Source organism: Streptomyces sp. SGAir0957, assembly GCF_043523415.1.
Window position 1 is genome coordinate 3,741,369 of sequence record NZ_CP027293.1, and the last position, 23,994, is coordinate 3,765,362.

The 23,994-nt window shown below is 72.2% G+C and carries 20 protein-coding genes; 5 read left to right on the plus strand and 15 right to left on the minus strand.

Annotated elements, in window-relative coordinates:
* Window positions 1–239: 239 nt before the first annotated feature.
* From C1N81_RS21650 to C1N81_RS21665, 4 genes are all read right to left on the minus strand, one after another.
* Entirely contained in the window at window positions 240–2,132 is a 1,893-nt protein-coding gene (locus C1N81_RS21650; RefSeq protein WP_394431548.1) for an outer membrane protein assembly factor BamB family protein, read from the minus strand.
* A gap of 55 nt (window positions 2,133–2,187) precedes the next feature.
* On the minus strand, window positions 2,188–4,080 hold the full coding sequence (locus tag C1N81_RS21655) for an outer membrane protein assembly factor BamB family protein (protein ID WP_394431550.1): 1,893 nt from the start codon (window positions 4,078–4,080) through the stop codon (window positions 2,188–2,190).
* Window positions 4,081–4,283: 203 nt separating this feature from the next.
* Window positions 4,284–6,092, minus strand: a complete 1,809-nt coding sequence (locus C1N81_RS21660; RefSeq protein ID WP_394431552.1) for an ABC-F family ATP-binding cassette domain-containing protein — start codon at window positions 6,090–6,092, stop codon at window positions 4,284–4,286.
* A gap of 271 nt (window positions 6,093–6,363) precedes the next feature.
* A complete protein-coding gene (locus tag C1N81_RS21665) occupies window positions 6,364–6,585 on the minus strand; it encodes a hypothetical protein (RefSeq protein WP_394431554.1) in 222 nt (73 codons plus the stop codon).
* A 262-nt stretch (window positions 6,586–6,847) separates the two neighbouring features.
* On the opposite strand from C1N81_RS21665, the gene C1N81_RS21670 reads away from it, so the two are divergent.
* Window positions 6,848–7,651 carry a transthyretin-like family protein gene (locus tag C1N81_RS21670; protein ID WP_394431556.1) on the plus strand — a complete coding sequence of 268 codons (804 nt, stop codon included), beginning with the start codon at window positions 6,848–6,850 and terminating at the stop codon, window positions 7,649–7,651.
* Between the two features lie 18 nt (window positions 7,652–7,669).
* Here C1N81_RS21670 and C1N81_RS21675 read toward each other — a convergent pair whose 3' ends face one another.
* From C1N81_RS21675 to rsmI, 6 genes are all read right to left on the minus strand, one after another.
* Window positions 7,670–8,581, minus strand: coding sequence for a 4-(cytidine 5'-diphospho)-2-C-methyl-D-erythritol kinase (locus tag C1N81_RS21675; RefSeq protein ID WP_394431558.1), 912 nt, complete (start codon window positions 8,579–8,581; stop codon window positions 7,670–7,672).
* Window positions 8,578–9,456: a 16S rRNA (adenine(1518)-N(6)/adenine(1519)-N(6))-dimethyltransferase RsmA gene (gene rsmA, locus C1N81_RS21680; protein WP_394431560.1), complete on the minus strand. Its 879-nt coding sequence runs from the start codon at window positions 9,454–9,456 to the stop codon at window positions 8,578–8,580. The genes C1N81_RS21675 and rsmA overlap by 4 nt, the downstream gene beginning before the upstream one ends.
* Window positions 9,457–9,489: 33 nt before the next feature.
* Window positions 9,490–10,962, minus strand: a complete 1,473-nt coding sequence (locus C1N81_RS21685; protein WP_394431562.1) for a ubiquitin-like domain-containing protein — start codon at window positions 10,960–10,962, stop codon at window positions 9,490–9,492.
* A gap of 158 nt (window positions 10,963–11,120) precedes the next feature.
* Entirely contained in the window at window positions 11,121–12,002 is an 882-nt protein-coding gene (locus tag C1N81_RS21690) for a TatD family hydrolase (protein WP_394431564.1), read from the minus strand.
* A 37-nt stretch (window positions 12,003–12,039) separates the two neighbouring features.
* Entirely contained in the window at window positions 12,040–12,522 is a 483-nt protein-coding gene (locus C1N81_RS21695) for a hypothetical protein (RefSeq protein ID WP_394431566.1), read from the minus strand.
* Between the two features lie 197 nt (window positions 12,523–12,719).
* The gene (rsmI, locus tag C1N81_RS21700; protein WP_394431568.1) at window positions 12,720–13,601 is read right to left on the minus strand and encodes a 16S rRNA (cytidine(1402)-2'-O)-methyltransferase; all 882 of its coding nucleotides are present in this window, start codon (window positions 13,599–13,601) and stop codon (window positions 12,720–12,722) included.
* 111 nt (window positions 13,602–13,712) lie between these two features.
* Here rsmI and C1N81_RS21705 point away from each other — a divergent pair, with 111 nt between their 5' ends.
* The 4 genes from C1N81_RS21705 to C1N81_RS21720 all read left to right on the plus strand — a co-directional run bounded on the left by C1N81_RS21705 (window position 13,713) and on the right by C1N81_RS21720 (window position 19,914).
* The gene (locus C1N81_RS21705) at window positions 13,713–15,476 is read left to right on the plus strand and encodes a dolichyl-phosphate-mannose--protein mannosyltransferase (protein ID WP_394431570.1); all 1,764 of its coding nucleotides are present in this window, start codon (window positions 13,713–13,715) and stop codon (window positions 15,474–15,476) included.
* Between the two features lie 124 nt (window positions 15,477–15,600).
* The gene (locus C1N81_RS21710; protein ID WP_394438131.1) at window positions 15,601–17,235 is read left to right on the plus strand and encodes a penicillin-binding transpeptidase domain-containing protein; all 1,635 of its coding nucleotides are present in this window, start codon (window positions 15,601–15,603) and stop codon (window positions 17,233–17,235) included.
* Window positions 17,236–17,333: 98 nt separating this feature from the next.
* Window positions 17,334–19,046: a penicillin-binding transpeptidase domain-containing protein gene (locus C1N81_RS21715; RefSeq protein WP_394431572.1), complete on the plus strand. Its 1,713-nt coding sequence runs from the start codon at window positions 17,334–17,336 to the stop codon at window positions 19,044–19,046.
* A gap of 16 nt (window positions 19,047–19,062) precedes the next feature.
* Window positions 19,063–19,914 carry a DMT family transporter gene (locus C1N81_RS21720; protein ID WP_394431574.1) on the plus strand — a complete coding sequence of 284 codons (852 nt, stop codon included), beginning with the start codon at window positions 19,063–19,065 and terminating at the stop codon, window positions 19,912–19,914.
* Window positions 19,915–19,932: 18 nt separating this feature from the next.
* Here the strand turns inward: C1N81_RS21720 and C1N81_RS21725 are convergent, their stop codons facing one another.
* The 5 genes from C1N81_RS21725 to cbiQ are packed head-to-tail and all read right to left on the minus strand — an operon-like array spanning window position 19,933 to window position 23,994.
* On the minus strand, window positions 19,933–20,706 hold the full coding sequence (locus tag C1N81_RS21725) for an SDR family NAD(P)-dependent oxidoreductase (RefSeq protein ID WP_394431576.1): 774 nt from the start codon (window positions 20,704–20,706) through the stop codon (window positions 19,933–19,935).
* Between the two features lie 46 nt (window positions 20,707–20,752).
* Window positions 20,753–21,952: a serine hydrolase domain-containing protein gene (locus C1N81_RS21730; protein ID WP_394431578.1), complete on the minus strand. Its 1,200-nt coding sequence runs from the start codon at window positions 21,950–21,952 to the stop codon at window positions 20,753–20,755.
* A gap of 31 nt (window positions 21,953–21,983) precedes the next feature.
* The gene (locus C1N81_RS21735) at window positions 21,984–22,487 is read right to left on the minus strand and encodes a GNAT family N-acetyltransferase (protein WP_394431580.1); all 504 of its coding nucleotides are present in this window, start codon (window positions 22,485–22,487) and stop codon (window positions 21,984–21,986) included.
* Window positions 22,484–23,245: an energy-coupling factor ABC transporter ATP-binding protein gene (locus tag C1N81_RS21740; protein WP_394431582.1), complete on the minus strand. Its 762-nt coding sequence runs from the start codon at window positions 23,243–23,245 to the stop codon at window positions 22,484–22,486. Before C1N81_RS21740 ends, C1N81_RS21735 begins: the two co-directional genes overlap by 4 nt.
* Complete coding sequence (gene cbiQ / locus C1N81_RS21745; RefSeq protein WP_394431584.1) at window positions 23,233–23,994, minus strand: cobalt ECF transporter T component CbiQ; 762 nt, start codon at window positions 23,992–23,994, stop codon at window positions 23,233–23,235. The genes C1N81_RS21740 and cbiQ overlap by 13 nt, the downstream gene beginning before the upstream one ends.

A 23,994-nucleotide genomic window follows, 5' to 3' on the forward strand; every position in this document is an offset into this window, starting at 1 on the left:
CCCCCCAGTTCGCCCCAGAAGCTGCCTATGGACTCCCGGGCCCCCCACGGACAGGCGAGCCCCCCGACTCTCCGTCCTCCTTCATCCCCCGGAAGCTACACGCTTGTTCGACGTTGCGCGCCCCCTACCGGTGAGATGCGGCCCGCAATGCTGAAATTCCGGCCTTCGCGTACGCGACGGCCCCGCCGCCCGATAGAGGGCGCGGGGCCGTCGGAGGAGCAAACCGCTTATTTCATGCGTTACTTGGCGGTGAAACCGACCGCGGCGTACTGCTTCTCGTCCGCGGAGTACCGCTCGCTGATCAGGTCCTCGGCCAGGAACAGACGGCCGTTCGCATACAGCATTTCGGACGACCTCGGGACCATGCGGCTCAGAACACTGCGCACGGCCTGGGTCCCGGGGGTCTCCAGGAGCGTCGTCTGCTTGCCGCCCTTGGGCGCGATGGTGATGATCTGGGCGCCCTTGTCGTACGGGCCGTCCTTGTACGCGAGCACGTTGCCGCCGTCCATGCGCAGCGGGAAGATCTCGTAGTCCGCGCCGCTGTCGAAACGGTCGCCGGTGATCTTTCCGTCGGCGAGGTTGAACGACACGATCTCGTTGACCTGGTCGGTACCGCTGCCGTCGTGCTGCTGCGACGGCAGGTAGAGGCGGTCGTTGCCGACGACGACGCCCTTGCAGCCGTGCACCTCGCCGACCTCGCAGTCGACGTCGTACTTCTCCGGGTCGATGGAGATCTTGGCGCGCAGGGCGCCCTTGTCGTCGAGCGAGAACGCGTCGGTGTACTTGACCTCTTCGCCGAGCGCGACGCCGAAGACGACCGGCTTGCTGGAGAAGACCGAGAGCAGGTTGACGCTGCCGGCCTGGCCGGGGACCTTGTACGTCGACCGGGGCTTGCCGGAGGCCGGGTCGAGGACCTGGACCTCGTACGTCTCCGCGTCGAAGTCACCGCACTTGCGGACCGCGACGAGCTGCTCGCCGCCGCGATAGCCGACGTCCTCGCAGCTGCCCTGCTGCGGCTTCCACAGCGACTTGCCCGACGTGATGTCGAACGCCGCGCCGCCGTCGTAACCGCCGCCGACGGCCAGCGTGTTGCCGCTGATGGACAGCTCCTTGAAGGCGATCTTCTGGCCCGACGCCTCGACGCTGTTCGTCCACACCTTCTTACCGGTGTTGACGTCGAAGACCGTGATCTCGGTGCACTTGAAGTAGTCCTTCTCCTTCTTGCGCTTGCCGTCCTCGGAGAGCACGGCGGCCAGGCCCGCCTCGGTCACCTCGGGCGAGGCGCCGCAGGTCTGGCCGGACAGCGGGAGGGTCCACTTCTTGGTGCCGGAGTCCGGGTCGTAGCCGTTGAGTTCGGCGAGGCCCGACTTCACGTACGCGGAGTCGGTCAGCCACGATCCCTCGACGCTCCACACGGCGTCCTTGACGACGGCGGGCGCGGGCAGCTGGAAGGCGATGCTCGCGGCGGTGGAGCCGGGGACCTTCTCGTCGCCGGCCGAGCTCCCGGAGCCGCCGTCCTTGCCCTCGTCGCCGCCCTTGTCACCACCGTCGGCGGAGTTCTTCGTGCCGTCCTTGTCGTCGTCGGACGAGCCGGCGTAGAAGATGCCGCCGCCGACGATGAGGGCGATCACCACGACGGCCGCGGTGATGATCCAGGCGATCGGCGAGACCTTCTTGCCGCCTCCGCCACCGGGCCCGCCGGCCGCCGTCATCGGGGCGGTGGGCGGCTGCGGGTAGCCGTACTGCGGCTGCTGGCCGTAGGGCTGCGTCTGCTGGCCGTAGGGCTGCTGCGGCTGACCGTAGGGCTGCTGGCCGTACGCGGGTGCCGGCGGCTGCTGCTGCGGCGGCTGGGCCGGGTAGCCGTAGCCCGGGGCGCCCTGCGGCGGGGGCGGGGTCGGGGCGCCGAAGCCGCCGGGCGGGGGCGTGGTGGGCGCGCCGAAACCGCCGGGGGCGGGGGGCTGCTGCGGTGCCTGCGGCTGCTGCGAAGGCTGGGGCTGCTGCGGCTGCTGCTCGGGCTGCTTGCGGAAAGGGTCCTGCGGGGGCTGGCCCGGAGGCTGGTTGGGCGGCTGGCCCGGGGGCTGGTTGGGCGGCTGGTTCGGGGGCTGCTGCGGGGGCGGCGGCGGCTGTGTCATGGCGTGGGTACCTCGGTGCCTGGAGCGGGGACGGGAGGGGGAAGAAGGGAGCGGGTCAGTCGCCGTACGCCAGCATCAGCTTCTGCTGGCCCTTGCTGCCGGACAGCCGGGTGGCGGACATGTAGAAGCGTCCGTCGCGCCAGGCGACGTCCGGCGAGGAGAAGCCGCTCTCGATCTCGGCCGTGCCGGCCGGGTTCTGCAGGAGCGTCCTCGGCGTGTGCGCGCCGGAGACCGGCAGGGACACCACGCGCCCCGCGCTGCCGCTGTACGAGGCGCCCATGTACGCGACGACGGCGCCGTTCTCGACCTTCAGCGGCTGCAGGGGCAGGTCCTCGGGCGACTTGGCCCGCCAGCGCTCCTTGCCGCTGGTGAGGCTGATCGCGACGACCTCGTTCCGCCCGCCGGCCTTGCCCTGCGTCGGCATGTAGAGGGTGGAGGCGTCCGCGACCACGCCCGCGCAGCCGGTGATGCTCCGGTTCAGGGAGAAGATGCCGGAGCCGCCGCAGCGCGTGTCGAGGCCGTCGACGGTGACCTCGGCCCGCACGGCGCTGCTGCCGGGCGAGAAGGAGGCGATGTTGTACTTCTTGGCCTCGTTGTTCGTGCTGTACACGACCAGCGGGCTGACGGAGTAGACGTTCCCGATGGTCCAGTTCTTGGGGAACTTCTTGGTCCACAGCGCCTTCCCGGTCTCCGGGTCGAGCTGGCGCAGCTCCTCGTGCGCGTTGTCCCCGCCCGCCGCGCAGGAGGCGACGGAGAGCAGCTTGGTCTTGTCGCCGGTGTAGGCCTTGGGGAAGCAGTTGCTGCCGTACTCGCTGACGACGAACTTCTTCTTCGCCCCGGTCTTCGCGTCCAGCGCGAGCCCCGACATCTCGCGGCCGACCATCAGGGTGTCGGTGCCCACGTAGGCCAGGGAGATGCTGGAGCCGGTGCCGTCGAAGAAGTCGTTCTTGTCCTCGCGCTCGGGGATCTTCGCCGTCCAGCCCTTGGCGCCGGTGGCGAGGTCGATCTCCTGGACCTGGTTGCAGTGGGCGCGGGAGCTGGTGCCGCTCATGTACGCGACGACGATCTTGCCCGCGTCGGACTGCGTCTTCGTGACGGCGCAGATCTTCTGCGGCAGCGTGATCGCGGGCCAGCTGACCTTGCCGTCCGCGGTGTTGTACGCCAGGACCTCCTTGAACGCGGCCTTGACCGCGACCTTGTCGGTGATCCACATGCCGGGGGCGTCGGCACCGTCGCTGCCCACCTTGGGGGCGGTCTTGTACCAGAGGACCTTGGCCTCGCCGTCCTGGCGGCCCGCGTTGAGGTCCTCCTCACCGCCGTGCCCGTCGCCCTGCCCGTCACCCGGGTTGACCGGGGCGGAGGCGGAGGCGGACGCCCTGGGGTCCTTGTCCTTGCCGGCGGTGTCCGTCTTGCCGTCATCACCGTCGTCGTCGCCACCGACCACGGCGAACACGACACCGCCCGCGACGACGAGCAGGGCGACGGCCGCGGCCGCGATCGCCCACGTCTTGCCCTTGATACCGCCACCGCCACCGCCGCCACCCTGCGGGGCCGGGGGTTGCTGCGGCGGGTAGCCGTACTGCGGCTGCTGGGCGTAGGGGCCCGGCTGCTGCTGCGGATACCCGTACGGGCCCGGCTGCTGCTGACCGTAAGGCCCGGGCTGTCCGGGCTGTCCGTAGGGGCCCGGCTGCTGCGGGGGCTGACCGTACGGTCCGGGCTGCTGCGGGTACCCATAGCCGGGCTGCTGCTGCGGGTACCCGTACCCGGGCCCCTGGGGTGGCTGGGGCTGACCCTGCGGCGGGGTCGGTGGGGCCTGCGGCGGGTTGGGCGGGCCTTGCGGCGGATTCGGTGGACCCTGCGGCGGATTCGGTGGACCCTGCTGCGGATTCGGTGGGTCCTGTGGCGCTCCGAACCCGCCGGACGGCGGCCCGCTGGGCGGCTGAGTCATCAGCGCTCCCCCCTCTTTCACTGCTGATGTACCGGCACGCCTGGGTGTTTTCCGGACGTTCTCAAGGTGGTCACGAGGTGCGCTCAGGCCGCCCCCAGCCGCCCTTTCTATCATTCCGGACACACATGCGAAGGCCGGTCCAGCCCCTGTTCCCAAGGGTGGACCGGCCTGTGATGCGTCTGTTACGCGCCTACACGCGGCCTTCACGCGTCATCGGCGAGTTCCAGCCAGCGCAGTTCCAAGTCCTCGCGCTCGGCCACCAGTTCGCGCAGCTCTGCGTCGAGTTTGGCCACCTTCTCGAAGTTTGTGGCGTTCTCGGCGATCTGCGCGTGCAGCGTCGACTCCTTGGAGGAGATCTTGTCCATCTGCCGCTCGATCTTCTGCAGCTCCTTCTTCGCGGCGCGGGCGTCCGCGGCCGACGGGCCCGACTTCGCGGCGGCGGGGGCGGCGGCCACGGGCGCGGGCGAGGCGGCCTCGATCATCCGCTGCCTGCGCTCCAGGTACTCCTCGATGCCGCGCGGCAGCATCCGCAGGGTGGCGTCGCCGAGCAGCGCGTACGTGTTGTCGGTGGTGCGCTCGATGAAGAACCGGTCGTGGGAGATCACGATCATGGAGCCGGGCCAGCCGTCGAGGAGGTCCTCCAGCTGGGTCAGGGTCTCGATGTCGAGGTCGTTGGTCGGCTCGTCGAGGAAGAGGACGTTCGGCTCGTCCATGAGCAGGCGCAGGAGCTGCAGGCGGCGCCGCTCACCGCCGGACAGGTCGCCGACCGGCGTCCACTGCTTCTCCTTGCTGAACCCGAACTGCTCGCACAGCTGGCCCGCGGTCATCTCGCGGCCCTTGCCGAGGTCGACGCGGTCGCGGACCTGCTGGACGGCCTCCAGGACGCGCAGCGAGGCGGGCAGCTCGGTCACGTCCTGCGACAGGTAGGCGAGCCGGACCGTCTTGCCGACGACGATCTTCCCGGCGGCGGGCTGCCGCTCGCCCTGCGTACGGGCGGCGTCCGCGAGGGCGCGGAGCAGGGACGTCTTGCCCGCGCCGTTCACACCGACCAGGCCGACGCGGTCGCCGGGGCCGAGGTGCCAGGTGAGGTGCTTGAGGAGCACCTTCGGTCCGGCCTGGACGGTCACGTCCTCCAGGTCGAACACGGTCTTGCCGAGCCGGGCGTTCGCGAACCGCATCAGCTCGCTCTTGTCGCGGGGCGGCGGCACGTCGGCGATCAGCTCGTTGGCGGCCTCGATGCGGTAGCGGGGCTTCGAGGTGCGGGCCGGGGCGCCGCGGCGCAGCCACGCCAGCTCCTTGCGCATCAGGTTCTGCCGCTTGGTCTCCTCGGTCGCCGCGATGCGCTCGCGCTCGGCGCGGGCGAACACGTAGTCCGAGTAGCCGCCCTCGTACTCGTAGACCGTGCCCTTCTGCACGTCCCACATGCGGGTGCAGACCTGGTCGAGGAACCAGCGGTCGTGCGTGACGCAGACCAGCGCCGAGCGGCGAGCCTGCAGGTGGCGGGCGAGCCAGGCGATGCCCTCCACGTCGAGGTGGTTGGTGGGCTCGTCCAGGATCAGCAGGTCCGGGTCGGCGATCAGCAGCTTCGCGAGCGCGATGCGGCGGCGTTCCCCGCCGGAGAGGGGGCCGATGACCGTATCGAGGCCTTGGTCGAAGCCGGGCATGTCGAGTCCGCCGAAGAGGCCGGTGAGCACGTCCCTGATCTTGGCGTTGCCCGCCCACTCGTGGTCGGCGAGGTCGCCGATCACCTCGTGGCGTACGGTCGCCGCCGGGTCGAGGGAGTCGTGCTGCGTCAGCATGCCGAGGCGCAGGCCGCCGCTGTGCGTGACCCGGCCCGTGTCGGCCTCCTCCAGCTTGCCGAGCATCCGGATCAGGGTCGTCTTGCCGTCCCCGTTCCGCCCGACCACGCCGATCCGGTCGCCCTCCGATACGCCGAGGGAGACGCCGTCGAGCAGGGCCCTTGTGCCGTAGACCTTGGTGACGTTCTCGACGTTGACCAGATTGACTGCCATTTCGCTCCTGCCGCGGGGGTAACTGTCCTCCAGCGTAGTCGGGGTCTCGGGGTGGGCTTCGCGCCGCGGGGTTGTGGGGCCGGGTCGCCGGGTGCGCCGCCGTCGTGGTTGCTCGCGCCGTTCCCCGCGCCCCTGAGATGCGCACTTCGTGCGTCATCTCATGGGCGCGTTCTCGGGGGCGCCCTCGGGGGAAGGCGTGGCGGAGCCGCTGGGCCTCAGGGGCGCGGGGAACTGCGCGATCAGCCACGACGGCGGCGCGGCCGCGACACCGCTACGGCCGCCTGCGGCGGTGGCGGACGAGCACCACGACCTCCCGCGGCCGCGCGATCCGCCCCTGCCCGAGCGCGGGCGGCGGCAGCGGGTGTCCCCGGGACGCCATCGCCGCGTGCAGCCCGAAGAGGGCGACCGTGCCGAGCGGAACGGCGGCGCGACGCAGACGACGATGACGGCGGCGGCGGCGGCGGTCACGACAATGCGGACCCGTGTTGTTCATGGACGCAGCGTGACGCCTCCCGCCCCCGCGCGGCAGCGCCCCCGTACTCACGTCCGGGATGAGTACCTCCGGCAACTCCCAGGTGAACGCGTAACCGGGACAAATCCACCCCTTGCCACAGCCGCGTAACGGCAACCCCGGACCGGACAACTCCCGCCCCGGGCCCACCGTCGAACCGGGTGCGTCGCACACCCCGCGCCGCGGCGGAACCGGTGCCGCCCGGCGCACATCCTCGGACCCTGACCGAAAAGGAAGTTCGAACGTGCCTGCACCCACCCTGCCGACGCGGCTCGCCGCCACCGCCGCCCTGCTGCTCGCGACCGCCGCCCTGACCGCCCCCGCCGCCTCGGCGGACCCCGCGCCCGGCGACCCCTACGTCGTCGACGTGACCACCGACCCGACCGGCACCGACTACGACCACCGCACCGTCGACGTCACGGGCACCGTCACCAAGGCCGACGGCACCCCCGCGCCGAACGTCCCGGTCACCGTCCAGGAGGTCGTGCAGTTCACGACCTGGAACCCGTGGAGCGACCCGATCGACCCCGCCTACTACGAGCCCCGGGACCTGGGCACCCCGGTCACCGACGCGAACGGCAGGTTCACGATCCCGGACGTCCGTATCGACCACACCACCGGCAGCAGCCTGCTCAACGTCCAGCAGGACGTGCACATCACCGCCATGTGGGACGAGGACGGCGACCTGAACACCCCGCAGGACGGCTACTTCGACGAGACCACCGTGCACGCCGCGACCAAGCCGACCTCGCTCACGTACAAGGTGAACAAGAAGAAGGTGAAGAAGGGCGACATCCTCACCGTCGAGGGGAAGGTGACCGTGCCCCGGGGTGTCGACCCCCAGGACATCGAGGTCTTCCTGCAGACGTACTGGGAGAGCCAGTCCCGCGTGAAGGTCACCACGGAGGAGGACGGCACGTTCGTCATGTCCGCGCGGATCCGCGCGGAGGACGGCGTCTTCGTGCTGCGCACGGCGACGCGCGACCTCTACGTGGCGGGCACGGAGACGAAGCTGCCGGTCACCAACGTCTCGCTGCCCCGCCCCTGAGCACGGCGTCCGGGCGTCTCACCCGGTGACGAGCGAGGCGCCCGGCGCGGGCGACGCCGCCACGCGCGCGGTCCGGCAGGTCCCGGAGGCGGTCAGCGCGGCGGCGACCCGGCGCGCGGCCGCCTCGTCCGCCGCGAGGAACGCCGTGGTCGGCCCGGAGCCGGAGACCAGCGCGGCCAGCGCCCCGGCCCCCGTACCCGCGTCGAGCGTCGCCTTCAGGGACGGGAAGAGGGACAGGGCCGCGGGCTGGAGGTCGTTGGTGACGGTGGCCGCCAGGGCCGACGCGTCGCCGGTGCGGAGCGCCTCCAGGAGCGCGGGCGAGGCGACGGGCTCCGGGGCGTCCGGCGTCAGACGGTCGAACTCCCGGTACACGGCGGGCGTCGACAGACCCCCGTCCGCGACCGCGAAGACCCACCAGAACTGCCCCCTGACGTCGAGGACGTCGAGCTTCTCGCCCCGGCCCGTGCCCAGCGCCGCCCCGCCCACCAGACTGAACGGCACGTCGCTGCCCAACTCGGCGCAGATGTCGAGGAGTTCGTCGCGCGAAGCGCCGGTCCCCCATAGCGCGTCGCAGGCCAGGAGCGCGCCCGCCGCGTCGGCGGAGCCGCCCGCCATGCCGCCGGCCACGGGGATGTCCTTGGCGATGTGGATACGGACCTTCGGCTCGCCCGGCCCGTCACCGCCCAGCCCGTGCCGCTCGGCCAGCGCGATCGCGGCGCGCGCCGCCAGGTTCGTACGGTCGAGGGGGACCTGGTCGGAGCCCGGGCCCGTGCAGGTGATCTCGAAAGCCGGCGCCTCCTCCACCGTCACCTCGTCGTAGAGGCCGACCGCGAGGAAGACATTGGCCAGGTCGTGGAAGCCGTCGGGGCGGGCGGCGCCGACCGCGAGCTGGACGTTGACCTTGGCGGGGACGCGTACGGTCACACTCACGCGGCCGTCTCCTCGTGCTTGTGCTCGGCGATCCGGGCGAACTCCTCGACCGTCAGCGCCTCGCCGCGTGCCTGCGGTGAGACCCCGGCGGCGACGAGCGCCGCCTCCGCCGCGGCGGCCGAACCGGCCCACCCGGCGAGCGCGGCGCGCAGCGTCTTGCGGCGCTGGGCGAACGCCGCGTCGACGACGGCGAAGACCTCGTCCTTCGACGCGGTCGTGGCGACCGGCTCGGCGCGGCGGACGAGGGAGACGAGGCCGCTGTCGACGTTCGGGGCGGGCCAGAACACGTTCCGCCCGATGCTGCCCGCGCGCTTGACCTCGGCGTACCAGTTGGCCTTGACGGACGGGACGCCGTAGACGCGGGAGCCGGGGCCCGCCGCGAGCCGGTCGGCGACCTCGGCCTGGACCATGACGAGGGTGCGCTCGATGGTCGGGAAGGTGTCGAGCATGTGCAGGAGGACCGGGACCGCCACGTTGTACGGGAGGTTCGCGACCAGGGCGGTCGGGGCCGGGCCCGGGACCGCGGTGATCTGCATGGCGTCCATGTTGACCAGGTCGAAGGCGTCCTTCTTCGCCGGGATGCGGGCCGCGACAGTGGCGGGCAGCGCGGCGGCGAGCGTGTCGTCGATCTCGACGGCGGTCACGTGCCGGGCGACGTCCAGCAGCGCCAGGGTGAGCGAGCCGAGGCCCGGACCGACCTCGACGACCACGTCGTCCGCGGTGACCTCCGCGGTGCGGACGATCCGGCGGACCGTGTTGGCGTCGATGACGAAGTTCTGGCCGCGCTGCTTGGTCGGGCGGACGCCGAGGACGGCGGCAAGCTCGCGGATGTCGGCGGCGCCGAACAGGGGGCCTTGGGGGTCAGGGGTGCTCACCGTTCAAGGGTACGGGGCGGCGCCGCCCCGGGTTCACCCGTGCAGCCGGGGCCCGCAGTGCGGCCAGGGGCTGGTGCCGCGCCGCACGTAGAGCTTCTTCGCCCGGTACGTCTGCTCGGCGGCGGGCGCGTCCTGCGGGCGGCCCGCGCCGCCGAGGCTGTGCCAGGTCTGCGTGTCGAACTGGTAGAGGCCGCCGTAGGTGCCGGTCGTGTCGGTGGCGGCGGGGCTGCCGCCGGACTCGCAGGCGGCCAGCGAGGACCAGTTGAGGGTGTCGGCGCCCGCCACGGAGCTGGGCAGCGGCCGCGTCCCGACCCGGATCATCTGCGTACGGGGGGTGCGCACCGGCTCCGCCTTCAGACGGCGCGGCTTCTGCTTGACGCCGTTGACGGTGCGCAGCGCGTACGTGACCCGGCGCATACCGGACTCACCCGCCTGCGTGACGACCTCCGTGCCCTGGAAGAGGGCCGGGTCGTCGATGCGCTCGGTGGCGAACGGGACGATCTCCTCGCGGACCTCCTTCCCGCCGGTCACCCGCATCACGGTGATCGTCTGCCCGTCGCGGGGGAAGCTCTGCGCCGGTACGGAGGTGGTGTCCTGGCCGTGCAGCCGGACCCCGGCGGCGTCGACGGCCTCGCCGACGGTCGCCGCGTTCGTGCGGATGGTGCGGCGGCGGCCGTCGGCCATGACGGTGACGCTCCGCTCGGTCCGTACGTCCAGGTCGAGGCCGTGGCGCTCGATGCGGCGGGACCGGGACGCGGAGACGTACGCGCCCTCCGCCCGCACCCCGAGCTGTCTCAGCGCCCCGTCGACGGTGCGCTCGGTCGTCCACACCTGGCGGCTCTGCCCGTCGAGGGTGAGCCGGACGGGGCGGCCGTAGCGGACGGCGACCTCGTCGCCGCTGGTTAGGGCGGCGGTGCGGCCCGGCGCGATCACATCGTGGGCGCCGACGTCGACGCCCTCGTCCGCGAGCAGCTCGGTGACGTCGTCGGCGAAGGTGTGCAGGGTGCGCTCCTTGCCGTCGACGTTCAGCCGGATCGCCTTGTCGTCGGCGACGAACGCGGTGGTGCCTCCGGCCAGGAACGCGACGACCAGCGCCTGCGGCACGAGCCGCCGCAACGTCTCGGGCCGCTGCTCGGCCTTCCTCCGCCGCGCGGCCCTCCGGGCGGCACCCCGACCGGTCACGGTTTCCGGTACGGGTACGGGTACGGGCACGGGTGCGGCCGGAGTGGGCCCGGGCCCGGCGGTGCGGCTGTAGGTGTAGGCGGGGCGGTAGGTGTCGTGGAGGGGGTAGGGGCCCGGCGCGGCGTGGGCGTCCGCCGCGACCTGGAGATCGGGCGCCGCGTACAGGCCCTGTCCGGTCCCCTCCGGGTACGGGTCCGCCCCGCCCTCGTACGGCGGCGCCGCCACCCTCGGATCCGGAACCGCCGCCGGAGGCCCCCCGTACCGGGCGTGCGGAACGTAAGGGCCGTACGTGTCCTCGTACGTCTCGTACGGCGTATTGCTCACGACGACGCTCCAGCCGCTCCAGGGGTCCGTACCCCGGGCGGGGCGGATCGGGCGAGCAGAACCTAGCGGAGGAGCGGTCACTCTCCAAAGCAGGTCGGTGACGCAGTGTCGCGGCGTTGCGCATGCCTCGTCGACGGTGCGCGGGCGCGCGTTATCGGTCAGTAACCGAACGCGCGGGCCGTGTTGGCGGAGACCGCCGTGGCGAGGGTTTCCTCCGTGACGCCCTTGACCGCCGCCATCGCCCGCAGCGTGACCGGAATGAGATACGGCGCGTTAGGCCGTCCGCGGTACGGCGCCGGGGTCAGGAACGGCGCGTCGGTCTCGACGAGGACCAGTTCGAGCGGGGCGACGGCGAGGGCGTCGCGCAGCGGCTGCGCGTTCTTGAAGGTGACGTTGCCCGCGAACGACATGAAGTAGCCGTTCTCGGCGCAGACTTGGGCCATCTCGGCGTCGCCGGAGTAGCAGTGGAAGACGGTGCGCTCGGGCGCGCCCTCTTCCTTCAGGACGCGTAGCACATCGTCGTGGGCCTCGCGGTCGTGGATGACGAGCGCTTTGCCGTGCCGCTTGGCGATCTCGATGTGGGCGCGGAACGAGCGCTCCTGGGCCGCCTTGCCCTCGGGGCCGGTGCGGAAGTAGTCGAGGCCGGTCTCGCCGACGCCCTTGACCTGCGGGAGCGCGGCGAGCCTGTCGATCTCGGCGAGCGCCTCGTCGAGCCCGGCGTCACCGAGGGGCTGTCGCGCTCCCTGCCGGGACCAGCCGTCGGGGTCCCCATGGACGATGCGGGGCGCCTCGTTCGGGTGCAGGGCGACGGTGGCGTGCACGCGCGCGTGCTGCCCGGCGACGTCCGCGGCCCAGCGCGACCCGGCCAGGTCGCAGCCGACCTGCACCACGGTCGTCACGCCCACCGACGCCGCTTTGGCGAGGCCCTCCTCCACGGTGCCCGCCTGCATGTCCAGGTGGGTGTGGGAGTCGGCGACCTCCACCGCGAGCGGTGCGGGCAGCGGGGGCGGGGTGACGTCCTTGGCACGGTCGGAGCTCATGGCCCCGATTTTACGAACCCGTTCCGCGGAGCCGCGCTCACGCCTCCTTGCCGTGGTGGTGGCTGAAGGGATGCAGCAGGTCGGACAGGTGCCAGTGGTGGCGCTGCCCGTCCGGGGAGGGCGGCGCCGTTTCCCCGGCCGCCGGCCCGGGAGCCTCCACCGGGCCCGCGGCGGGCGTCTCGTCGTGGCGCGAGGTGTGCAGCACGTTCTGTGCCGAGGAGACGCGGCCAGCCCGCATGATCCGCAGGACGTGCCCGTCGCAGTTCTGGCAGGTGGGCCGGGTCAGCGGCGACGGCACCCGCGTACCGTCCGCCACGTACCGCACGTAGGGCGCGCCGTCCCCGTCGACATGGTGCTCTATCTCGTACGACTGCTCCCAGCCGTGCCCGCACCGCATGCAGGCGAACGCGTACGACTCGTGGGCGATGGATATCGCCGCGCCGCGTGTCGAAGAAATGGACGGGGGTGTGATGGGCGTTGCAGCACCGGTCGACGTACTGGAGACTGCGAACTCGCTCATGCCGGCTCCTCTTGTCCGCTGGACAAGCGCTGCCCGCGGGCAGCGTGGGGACGGGTGCGTCCCTTCAACCAGTGGACGCCTCCGCCGGGCCGGGCGCAAAAGCCCTGTCGACTATTGGAGCCGATTTGGGCTTTCCCTGCCTGAACAGCCGTGACACCCGGTCTTCGCTTTGCTTTTCAGGTTAGTCCTTTACGCCCTTATGGGGTCTCTCGCGCCGCATTCTTTGCCGCCACCACGGCATCGAACACGTCCCTTTTGGGTAGCCCGGCCTCGGCGGCGACGGCGGCGATCGCCTCCTTGCGCCGCTCCCCCGCCTCCTCCCGCACCCGCACCCTGCGTACCAGCTCTTCGGGGGTGAGGTCGTCGCCGGACTTCTCCGGGGCGCCTTCCACGACGACGGTGATCTCGCCCCGTACGCCGTCCGCGGCCCATGCGGCGAGGTCCTTCAGCGGCCCGCGCTTCACTTCCTCGTACGTCTTGGTCAGCTCGCGGCAGACGGCGGCGCGGCGGTCCTCGCCGAACGCCTCGACCATCGCGGCGAGCGTGTCGTCCAGGCGGTGCGGAGCCTCGAAGTAGACGAGGGTGCGGCGCTCGCCTGCGACGTCCTTGAGGCGGCTGAGGCGTTCGCCCGCCTTGCGCGGCAGGAACCCCTCGAAGCAGAACCGGTCGACGGGCAGTCCGGAGAGCGCGAGCGCGGTGAGCACGGCGGACGGGCCCGGCACGGCGGTGACCCGGATGTCCCGCTCGACCGCGGCGGCGACGAGCCGGTAGCCCGGGTCGGAGACGGACGGCATACCCGCGTCGGTGACGAGCAGCACGCGCGCGCCGCCCGCCAGGGCCTCGACCAGCTCCGGTGTGCGGGCGGCCTCGTTGCCCTCGAAGTAGGAGACGACACGCCCGCCGACCTGAACGTCGAGCGCCTGCGCGAGCCGCTTCATGCGGCGGGTGTCCTCGGCGGCGACGACATCGGCGGTGGCCAGTTCCTGGGCGAGCCGCGGCGGCGCGTCGGCGACGTCGCCGATGGGCGTGCCGGCGAGTACGAGCGTTCCGGCGTTCTGGGGATCGGGGCTTCCTGTCACCCGTCCATCCTCGCAGGGCCGCGGCGCCGTGCCGTCCCCGCGATGCGGCGGGTGCGGCCGAGTCGGGCCCGTGCACGGGACTCGCACAGCGCCGTTCCCTACGATGGCGCGGTGACCAGTACCGCGTCGTCGTCCCACCCGGCCCCGACCAGCGCCCCGCCCGAGCAACCGCCCACCGGGCGGCGGCCGTCGTCGGCGTGGCTGCACGGCCTGCGCCGGTTCGGGTACCGGGCGCCGGAGAGCGGCGGCGACGTCCGCGCACGCCTCGTGCCGCCGTATCCCGCGCCGTCGTCCCGGCTGTGGGCGTCGTTCGGCCTGAGCCGGTTCACCGCGGGGCAGGCCGGGCGGCTGCTCGGCTGGGCGGGCCCGCTGCTCGTCACGCTCGTCGCCGGTGTGCTGCGGTTCTGGAACCTCGGCAGCCCCAAGGCGGTGATATTCGACGAGACGTACTACGCCAAGGACGCGTGGGCGCTCATCCACCGCGGCTACGAGGTGAACTGGGCCAAGAACGCCAACGACCTGATCCTCGACAAGAACGGGCACGTCCCCGTCCCGACGGACGCCTCCTACGTCGTGCATCCGCCGGTCGGCAAGTACGTCATCGGCGTCGGCGAGTGGATGTTCGGGTTCGACCCGTTCGGCTGGCGGTTCATGACGGCGGTCCTCGGGACGCTGTGCGTGCTGATGGTGTGCCGGATCGGGCGGCGCCTGTTCCGCTCGACGTTCCTCGGCTGCCTGGCCGGGGCGCTGCTCATGGTCGACGGCCTGGCGTTCGTGATGAGCCGGACCGCGCTGCTCGACTCGGTGCTCGTCTTCTTCGTGGTGGCGGCGTTCGGCTGCCTGCTCGTGGACCGGGACCGGACCCGCGAACGGCTCGCGGCGGCGCTCCCGGTCGACGAACACGGCCTGGTCCGCCCGGACGCCCACATCGCCGAGACCCTGCGCCTCGGCCTGCGCCCGTGGCGGCTCCTCGCCGGCCTCTGCCTGGGCCTCGCGGCGGGCACGAAGTGGAACGGGTTCATCTACCTGGCCGCGTTCGCGCTGATGTCGGTGCTGTGGGACGTGGGCTCGCGGCGCGTGGCGGGCGCGCACCGCCCCTACCTGGCCGTCCTGAAGCGGGACGTCGTCCCGGCGTTCGTCGCCACCGTCCCGGTCGCGATCGCCACCTACGTCCTCTCCTGGCTGGGCTGGATCCTCTCCCCCGCCGACGGTTCCGGCGGCTACTTCCGCGACTGGGCGGCGACCGCCGGCAAGGGCGGCCACTTCACCTGGCTGCCCGACTGGGTGCGCAGCCTGTGGCACTACGAGCACGAGGTCTGGGAGTTCAACACCCATCTCAGCTCGCCGCACACCTACCAGTCCAACCCCTGGAGCTGGATGGTCGACGGCCGCCCGGTCTCCTACTTCTACGAGTCCCCCTCCGCGGGCCGGCAGGGCTGCCCGGCGGACGCGGCGGACAAGTGCGCCCGCGAGGTCCTCGCCCTCGGCACCCCGCTGCTCTGGTGGGCGGCCTGCTTCGCGCTGCTCTTCGTCCTGTGGCGCTGGTTCTTCCGCCGCGACTGGCGGGCGGGCGCGATCGTCTGCGGCGTCGTCGCGGGCTACGCCCCCTGGTTCCAGTACCAGGAACGCACGATCTTCTACTTCTACGCGGTCGTCTTCGCCCCGTTCCTCTGCCTGGCCCTGGCGATGCTCCTCGGCGCGGTCATCGGCCGCCCCGGCGCGAGCGACCGCCGCCGGGTCGCGGGCGCGGCGAGCGCGGGGGTCCTGGTCCTGTTGATCGCCTGGAACTTCGTCTACTTCTGGCCGATCTATACGGGGACGGCGATCCCGATCGACTCGTGGCGTTCACGGATGTGGCTCGATACCTGGATCTGACCGGGTTTCGGCCGTCTCCCCGATCACTCTTCGGACACCTTCGGACACCATCTGGAAAACGCCCTGCGTATCGGGGCCCCCGCGTGCCTACAGTCCCTTGGTCAACCTGGGGAGGGGGCGCGTGATGCGCAAGGGCGTCAAGGTCGCCATCGTGGGCGGAGTGTTCGCCACGATGGTGGGCGGTGCCGGGTACGGGGCGTTCAACATCGTCTCGGCGGTGTCGGACACCGGTGGCGGCACGTCGGTCACGGCGACGCGCAGGAGCGGGCCGCCGACGAGCGAGGAGATCAGGGAGACGTCGCGGAAGTTCCTCGCGGCGTGGGCGAAGAACGACGTGGCCACGGCGGCCGGTCTCACGAACTACGCGGACAGCGCGCTGCCCGCCCTCACCGGCTGGCACGACGACGCGCACGTCACGCGCACCGTCCTGACGCCGGGTACGCCGGCCGGGGCGGAGGTTCCCTTCAAGGTCAGGGCGACCGTGCAGTTCGACGAGGTGAGCAGGACGCTGTCGTACGACTCGGCGCTGACGGTCGTGCGCGGCGAGACGACGGGGCGGCCGCTGGTGCAGTGGCGTCCCTCGGTCCTGCACCCGGAGATGCGCGAGGGCGACACGCTCCTCACCGGCGAGTCGGCGGCCCCGCCCATCCAGGCGGTGGACCGCAACGGGGCGGTGCTGAGCAAGGAGAAGTACCCCTCGCTCGGGCCGGTCCTGGAGACGCTGCGCGCCCGGTACGGGGACTCGGCCGGAGGCACGCCGGGCGTCGAGACGTTCATCCAGCGTCAGGACGCCGAGGGCACGACCACCGCCAAGACGCTCCTCACCCTCGCCAAGGGCAAGCCGGGCACGCTGCGCACGACGCTCAGCGCGAGCGCGCAGGCGGCGGCCGAGCAGTCGGCGGCGAAGTTCCCGAAGTCGGCGGTGGTCGCGGTGAAGCCGTCCACCGGTGAGGTGCTCGCGGTCGCCAACCACGGCTACGGGGCGTGGAACGCCGCGTTCGAGGCGAAGCTGGCGCCCGGCTCCACGATGAAGATCATCACCGCGGCGGCGCTGATCGACAACGGTGTCACCTCGATGACGGGCTCGGCGCCCTGCCCGAACGAGGCCCCCGCGCTGAGCCAGACCTTCCACAATCTCGAAAACATGGCACCCGACGAGGGCGCGACGCTGTCCAGCAGCTTCCAGCGCTCCTGCAACACCGCCTTCATCAAGCTCTCCGACGAGCTGCGCCCGGACAGGTTCGCGGCCGAGGCGCAGGACCGGTTCGGCCTCGGCAAGGACTGGCAGACCGGGATCGTCTCGTACGACGGCTCCGTGCCCGTCAACGGGGACTCGGACGACCCGGCCGGGATGATCGGCCAGGGCAAGGTCACGATGAACCCGCTGAACATGGCCTCGGTCACGGCGACCGCAATCACCGGCGCCTTCCGGCAGCCGGTGATCGTCTCCCCGAAGCTCGGCGACCGTCAACTCGCCACCGCGCAGGGGCTGCCCGCCTCGACCGTCGCCCAGCTGAAGCAGATGATGCGGGCGACGGCGACCTCGTCCATCGGCACCGCCACGCACGCGATGGCCGGGCTCGGCGGCGACATCGGGGCGAAGACGGGCTCGGCGGAGGTCGGCGGCCAGGCCGTCTCCAACTCCTGGTTCACGGGCTTCAGGGGCGACGTCGCCGCCGCCGCGATGGTCGAGGGCGGCGGACACGGCGGCGACGCGGCGGGGCCGATCGTGGCGTCCGTGCTGCGCGCCGGATCGTAACGAAACCAAGGGCCGTTGTACGGCGTTCTGTCCTACAACAGCCGCGACTTGGGCCACCCCGTAACCTTGGGCCACCCGCAGAGCACCGGAGGACGACGTTGGGCACCAGAGGCAGGCGCAGGGAACCCGAGCGCCGCAACACCCGCACACTGGTGATCGGGGCGGCTGCCGTGGTCGCTGTCGTCGGGGCGGGCGTCGGCGCGTACGCGCTGATGGACAGCGGTACGGGGGCCTCCGCCGCGGCCGCGTCGGACGACAAGCCGAAGATGCCCTCCGGGCCGCCGAGCGCCGCCGAGGTCCACGCGGTGGCGGACGCGTTCCTCGCCGCCTGGCAGTCCGGCGACGCGGCGAAGGCGGCCTCGTACACCGACGACGTGACCGCCGCGCAGGCCGCGCTCACCTCGCTCGCCAAGGACGCCCGCCTCACCGGCGTGAAGGTCGCCCCGGGTGCCCCGGCGGGCGCCAAGGTCCCCTTCCACGTCACGTCGACGGTCTCGTACGAGAAGAAGGCCGGCGGGCCGGGGATCAGCAAGCCGTACGCGTACGACTCGGCGCTGACGGCCGTGCGGCGCGCGAGCGACGGGAAGGTCCTCGTCGGCTGGCAGGCGTCCGTCGCGCACCCCGAACTGAAGGACGGCGACCGGCTCGTCACCGGGGAGGCGGGCGATCCGCCGATCAAGGCGGTGGACCGTGCGGGCGGTGAACTGACCGCGAAGAAGTACCCGTCGCTCGGGACCGTCATCGACGGGCTGCGCGAGAAGTACGGCAAGAAGGCGGGCGGCACGGCGGGCGTCGAACTGCGCGTCGTGCGCAAGGAGTCGGCGGGCGGGTCCGGCAAGGCCTCGGAGAAGAACGCCGTGCCCGACAAGACGCTGCTCACCCTCACCGAGGGCACGCCCGGCACAGTGAAGACGACGATCAGCCCGTCCGTGCAGACGGCGGCCGAGCAGCAGGTCGCCAAGCGCGAACGCGCGTCCGTCGTCGTCCTGCGGCCCTCGACCGGCGAGATCCTCGGTGTGGCCAACTCCAGCCCCGGCTTCAACACGGCGTTCCAGGGCTCGCTGGCCCCCGGCTCGACGATGAAGGTCATCACGTCGTCGCTGCTCCTGGAGAAGGGGCTTGCCGGGGTCGACAAGAAGCACCCGTGCCCGAAGTACTTCACGTACGGGCACTGGAAGTTCCAGAACGACGACAAGTTCCAGATCAAGAACGGCACGTTCAAGGCGAGCTTCGCCGCGTCCTGCAACACCGCCTTCATCAGCCAGGCCCCGAAGCTGGACGACGACTCGCTGACCAAGCAGGCGCAGCAGGTCTTCGGGCTCGGGCTGAACAACTGGGCGATCGGCGTGCCCAGCTTCGACGGCTCGGTCCCCGTGCAGTCGGAGGCGCAGATGGCGGCGTCGCTGATCGGGCAGGGCGGGGTGCGGATGAACCCGCTGAACATGGCGTCGGTCGCGGCGACCGTGAAGTCCGGCACCTTCCACCAGCCCTACCTCGTCTCGCCGGACGTCGACAACCGTGCGCTGGCGAAGGCGTCGCGGACCATGTCGGCCGGGACCGTGGCGTCCCTGCGGGAGCTGATGCACTACACGGCGATCGCGGGTACGGCGGTCAAGCCGATGGCGGGGCTCGGCTCCGACATGGGCGCGAAGACCGGTTCGGCGGAGGTCGACGGGCAGAAGGAGCCCAACGGCTGGTTCACGGCCTGGCGCGGCGACCTCGCCTCGGCGGCGGTGGTGCAGCAGGGTGGCCACGGCGGCGACTCGGCGGGCCCGATCGTCCGCGAGATGCTGCTCAACGGCGCCGGCTGAGCGGAGCCGCCCACCCGTGCCTCCGATAGTCGCCGCCGCGGTCCTGCTCGCGGCCGTCACCCACGCGTCCTGGAACGCGCTGGCCCACCACATCACCGACAAACTCGTCGGCTTCACGCTGATCTCCGGGGGCGGCGCGCTGATCGGGCTGCTGATGGCCCCGTTCGTGCCGTTCCCGGCGGCGGGCGCGTGGCCGTACCTGGTGTTGTCGGCAGTCATTCACATCGTGTACTTCGCACTGCTGATCACATCCTTCCGACTCGGCGACTTCGGCCAGGCGTACCCGATCGCGCGCGGCACGTCCCCGCTGGTCGTGACCGTCCTCGCGGCCCTCTTCGCGGGCGAGGTACCGGGCGGCTGGCAGGCGGCGGGCGTCGCGGTGTCGTGCGCGGGCCTGACCGGGCTCGCCGTATGGGGGCTACGCGGATCAGGGCGGCGGCCCGACTGGAAGGCGATCGGGGCGGCGCTCGCCACCGGGGTCTCCATCGCCGCGTACACGGTGGTGGACGGGCTCGGGGTCCGCGAGTCCGGCACCTCGACCGGGTACATCGCGTGGCTGATGATCATCGAAGGGATCGCGGTGCCGGTGTACGCGGCGTACCGCTGGCGCGGCGAACTGCTCGGTCGGCTACGGCCGTTCGCTCGGCTGGGCCTCCTCGGCGCCGCGCTGTCCGTGGGCGCGTACGGCCTGGTGATCTGGGCACAGACGCGCGCGGACCTGGCCCCGATCTCCGCACTGCGGGAGTCCTCGATCATCGTCGGGGCGGCGATCGGGGCGGTGTTCTTCAAGGAGCGGTTCGGGTTGCCGCGGATCGTGGCGGCGGGCGTGATGGTGGCGGGGATCGGGCTGATGCTGCACGCGGGGTGAGTTCCCCTCGGTGTTCCTTCAGGGGGCCGAGCGCTTGAACCCCGTCTGCACCGCCGTGATGCCGCCGTCCACGGGGAGCGTCACGCCCGTCACCCACGCCGCGTCGCCGGACGCCAGGAACGCCACCGCCGCCGCGATGTCCTCCGGTTCGCCGACGCGGCCCAGCGGATACAGGTCGCGCATGACGTCGGGGTCGCGGCCCTGGCCCGTCCAGGCGGGGGTGCGGACGGTGCCCGGGGCGACGAGGTTGACGCGGACGCCGCGCGGGCCCGCGTGCCCGGCGAGCGTACGGGTCAGGGAGACGAGGCCCGCCTTCGCGGCGCTGTAGGCGTGGTTGCCGAAGTCCTGGAGGCCGTTGACGGAGCCGATGCTGACGATCGCGCCGCGCCCGGACGCGGCGAGGTGCGGCATGGCCGCCTTGCAGCAGCGATAGGTGCCGGTGAGGGTGAGGTCGAGGTCGACGGCCCACGTCTCGTCGTCCTCGTCCTCGAAGAGCGGGGCGTCGGGGTGGCAGGCGTAGGCGTTGTTGACGAGGACGTCGAGCCGCCCGAAGTTCTCGACGGCGGCGGCGACGGCCGCCTCGACGGATCCCCGGTCGCCGACGTCGCAGAGGTGCGCGGTGGCGGTGCCGCCCCGCTCCCGGATCTCCCCGGCGATCTTCTCCGCCGCGTCCATGTCGACGTCGGTGACGAGGACGTGAGCGCCCTCGGAAGCGAGACGACGGGAGATGGCGGCACCGATGCCGCGTCCCGCGCCGGTGACCATGGCCGCGTGTCCCTCGAAACGTGTCATGATCCCGACGCTACTCGGGGAGCGGGCGGAGGTCAGCGGTCGTGGATCAACCGGATCGCGCCGCCCCGACGGCCTCGCGCACCGCCCGCACCAGCGCCTGCGCCCGCGGGTCCGCCGTCACGCCCTGCCGCATCCCGTTGGTGACGTAGCCGAGCGCGATGCCCGTCTCCGGGTCGGCGAAGCCGAGGGCGCCGCCGCGGCCCGGATGGCCGAAGGAGTGCGGGGTGAGGAGTGGGGAGGCGATGCCGTGGAGCATGTAGCCGAGGCCGAAGCGGGAGGGGACGGCGAGGACGCGGTCGGGGCCGGACGAGGCCTCCGTGCGGGCCAGTCGCAGGGTCGCGGGGGTGAACAGGCGTTGCCCGCCGTCCACTTCGCCGATCAGGGACGCGTAGAAGCGGGCCAGGCCCTCCGCCGTGCCGATGCCGTTGGAGCCGGGGAGTTCGGCGGCGCGGTACGCCGGGTCGTTCTCGTCCGGTGCCGGGGTGATCGAGTCGAAGGCCCGCCGGGTCAGGGACTGCGGGTTCGTGTACGCCTCGACCAGGGCCCGCTTGGGCTTGGCGCGCGGGGCGCCGGGCACGACCGGGGCCTCGGTCGGGCCTGCGCGGCCGGCGCGGTGGGCCTGTGCGGCGGGCAGCCCGATCCACAGGTCGGCGCGGGCGGGGCCGGCTATCTCGTCGGCGACGAACGCGCCGAGGGAGCGTCCCGTGACCCGGCGCACCAGCTCGCCGGTGAGCCAGCTGTACGTCTGCGCGTGGTAGCCGTGGTCCGTGCCGGGCGCCCAGGTGGGGGCCTGCGCGGCGACGGCGGCGGCAGCGTGGTCGTGGTCGGCGGCCTCGGCGGGGGTCAGCGGGCGGTCCAGGGCCGGGACCCCGACGCGGTGTGCCAGTACGTGCCGGACGAGCGCGTCCTCCTTGCCCCGCGCCTTGAACTCGGGCCAGTACGCCCCGACCGGCGCGTCCAGGTCCAGCTCTCCGCGCTGGTGCAGCAGGAGCAGCGCGGCGGCGGACACGCCCTTGGTGGCGGAGCGCAGGATCTGCGCGGTGCCGGGTTCCCAGGGCTCGTCCCCGTCCACGTCGCGTGTCCCCGCGTACAGGTCGACGACCTTGCGGCCGTCCCGGTAGACGACGACGCCCGCGCCACGCTCCCCGGCCTCCTCGAAGTTCCTGGCGAAGGCGGCCCCGACGCCTTCGAATCCGGGGGCGATCGTGCCGTTCACTGCTGTATCCACGGTGGGTGCAACAGGCATGGGTGTCTGCCCATTCCGATCCGCCGCTACGTCACAGGGTGCGGCTCCAACGGATCTCGCCGTCCTGGACCGCATCCGTCGGGGCGAGCCCGGCGGACCTCGCCACGGCGGCGGACGCGGAGTGGTCGGGGTGGATGTGCGCGATCAGCGTTCGCACCTGCCGCACACCCGCCAGCCAGTCGGCCAGCCCCCGCGCCGCCTCCCCGGCGATGCCCCTGCCCTGCCACGGCGTGCCCACCACCCACGCGACCTCCGCGACGGGGCCGTTGAGCGTCGCCTGGACCGTGCCCGTCAGGCAGGACTCGGCGCGCAGCCGGATCACCCAGTTCAGCCAGGTCACCGCCGGGTCGGGGGAGCCCGCGGTCAGGCGCGCGTAGCGGGCGCGCAGGGTATCGGGGGTGTGCGGGGTGCCGCCGATGTACGTGTGCAGGTCCGGGTCGCCGAGCACGCCCGCCATCTCGGGCGCGTGCGCCACCTCCAGCGGGAGGAGGTCCAGGCGGGGCGTGACCACCTGCTCCGCCGTGATCCCGCTCAAGCCGTCTTCCCCGCCACCGACTTCGGGTCGAACCCGAACGGCAGCTCCAGGCGGTGGGCGCGCATCAGGTCCTCGTCCGTCAGCAGGTCGCCGGTCGCGCCGTCCGCCGCGATGACGCCCTCGCTGAGGATCACCGAGCGCGGGCAGAGTTCCAGGGCGTAGGGCAGGTCGTGCGTGACCATGAGGACCGTCACGTCCAGCGAGCGCAGGATGTCGGCGAGTTCGCGGCGGGAGGCCGGGTCCAGGTTGGAGGACGGTTCGTCCAGGACGAGGATCTCCGGTTCCATGGCGAGGACCGTGGCGACCGCCACCCGGCGGCGCTGGCCGAAGGAGAGGTGGTGCGGGGGCCGGTCCGCGTACTCCGCCATGCCGACCGAGGCGAGCGCCTTGCGGACCCGGGCTTCCAGCTCGGGGCCCTTCATGCCGGCCGCGGCAGGGCCGAAGGCCACGTCCTCGCGGACCGTCGGCATGAACAGCTGGTCGTCGGGGTCCTGGAAGACGATGCCGACCTTGCGGCGGATCTCCGCCATGTTCCGCTTGTCGACGGGCAGCCCGGCGACGGTCACCGTGCCCGCGCCGCCGGTCAGGATGCCGTTGAGGTGCAGGACGAGGGTGGTCTTGCCGGCGCCGTTCGGGCCGAGCAGTGCGACTCGCTCGCCCTTCGCGATCGTCAGGTCGACGCCGAAGAGGGCCTGGTGGCCGTCGGGGTAGGCGAAGGCGAGGCCGGAAACTTCGAGAGAGGCAGTCACAGCGTCCATCCCAGCAGACAGACCACGAGCGCCGCACACGGGAGGGCCAGCGCGGAGGACCACTGCGCCCGCGACGCCGTCACCTCGTCGATCACCGGCATCGATCCCGCGTAGCCCCGGCTGACCATCGCCAGGTGCACCCGCTCGCCCCGTTCGTAGGAGCGGATGAACAGCGCCCCGGCCGATTTGGCGAGGACGCCCCAGTGGCGGACGCCGCTCGCCTCGAAGCCGCGCGACTCCCGCGCGATCTTCATGCGCCGCATCTCGTCCGTGATGACGTCCCCGTAGCGGATCATGAAGGAGGCGATCTGGACGAGGAGGGGTGGCAGTTTCAGGCGTTGCAGGCCGAGGAGCAGCTCCCGCAGCTCCGTCGTCGACGCCAGGAGGACCGACGCGGCCACCCCCAGCGTGCCTTTCGCCAGGACGTTCCACGCGCCCCACAGTCCGCTCTCGCTGAGCGACATGCCGAGCACATGCACGCGTTCGCCCTCCGCGACGAACGGCATCAGGACCGCGAAGGCGACGAACGGGACCTCGATCAGCAGGCGCTTCAGCAGATAGCCCGCCGGGACCCGGGCCGCGTACGCCACCGTCCCGAGCAGCGCCGCGTACAGCGCGAACGCCCACATCGCCTCGCGCGGCGTCGAGACGACGACCACGACGAAGCAGAAGACCGCGGCGAGCTTCGTGTGCGGGGGCAGCGCGTGCACGGGCGAGTGCCCGGCGCGGTAGAGGCGGTGGGCGTGTCCGGCGCCCAT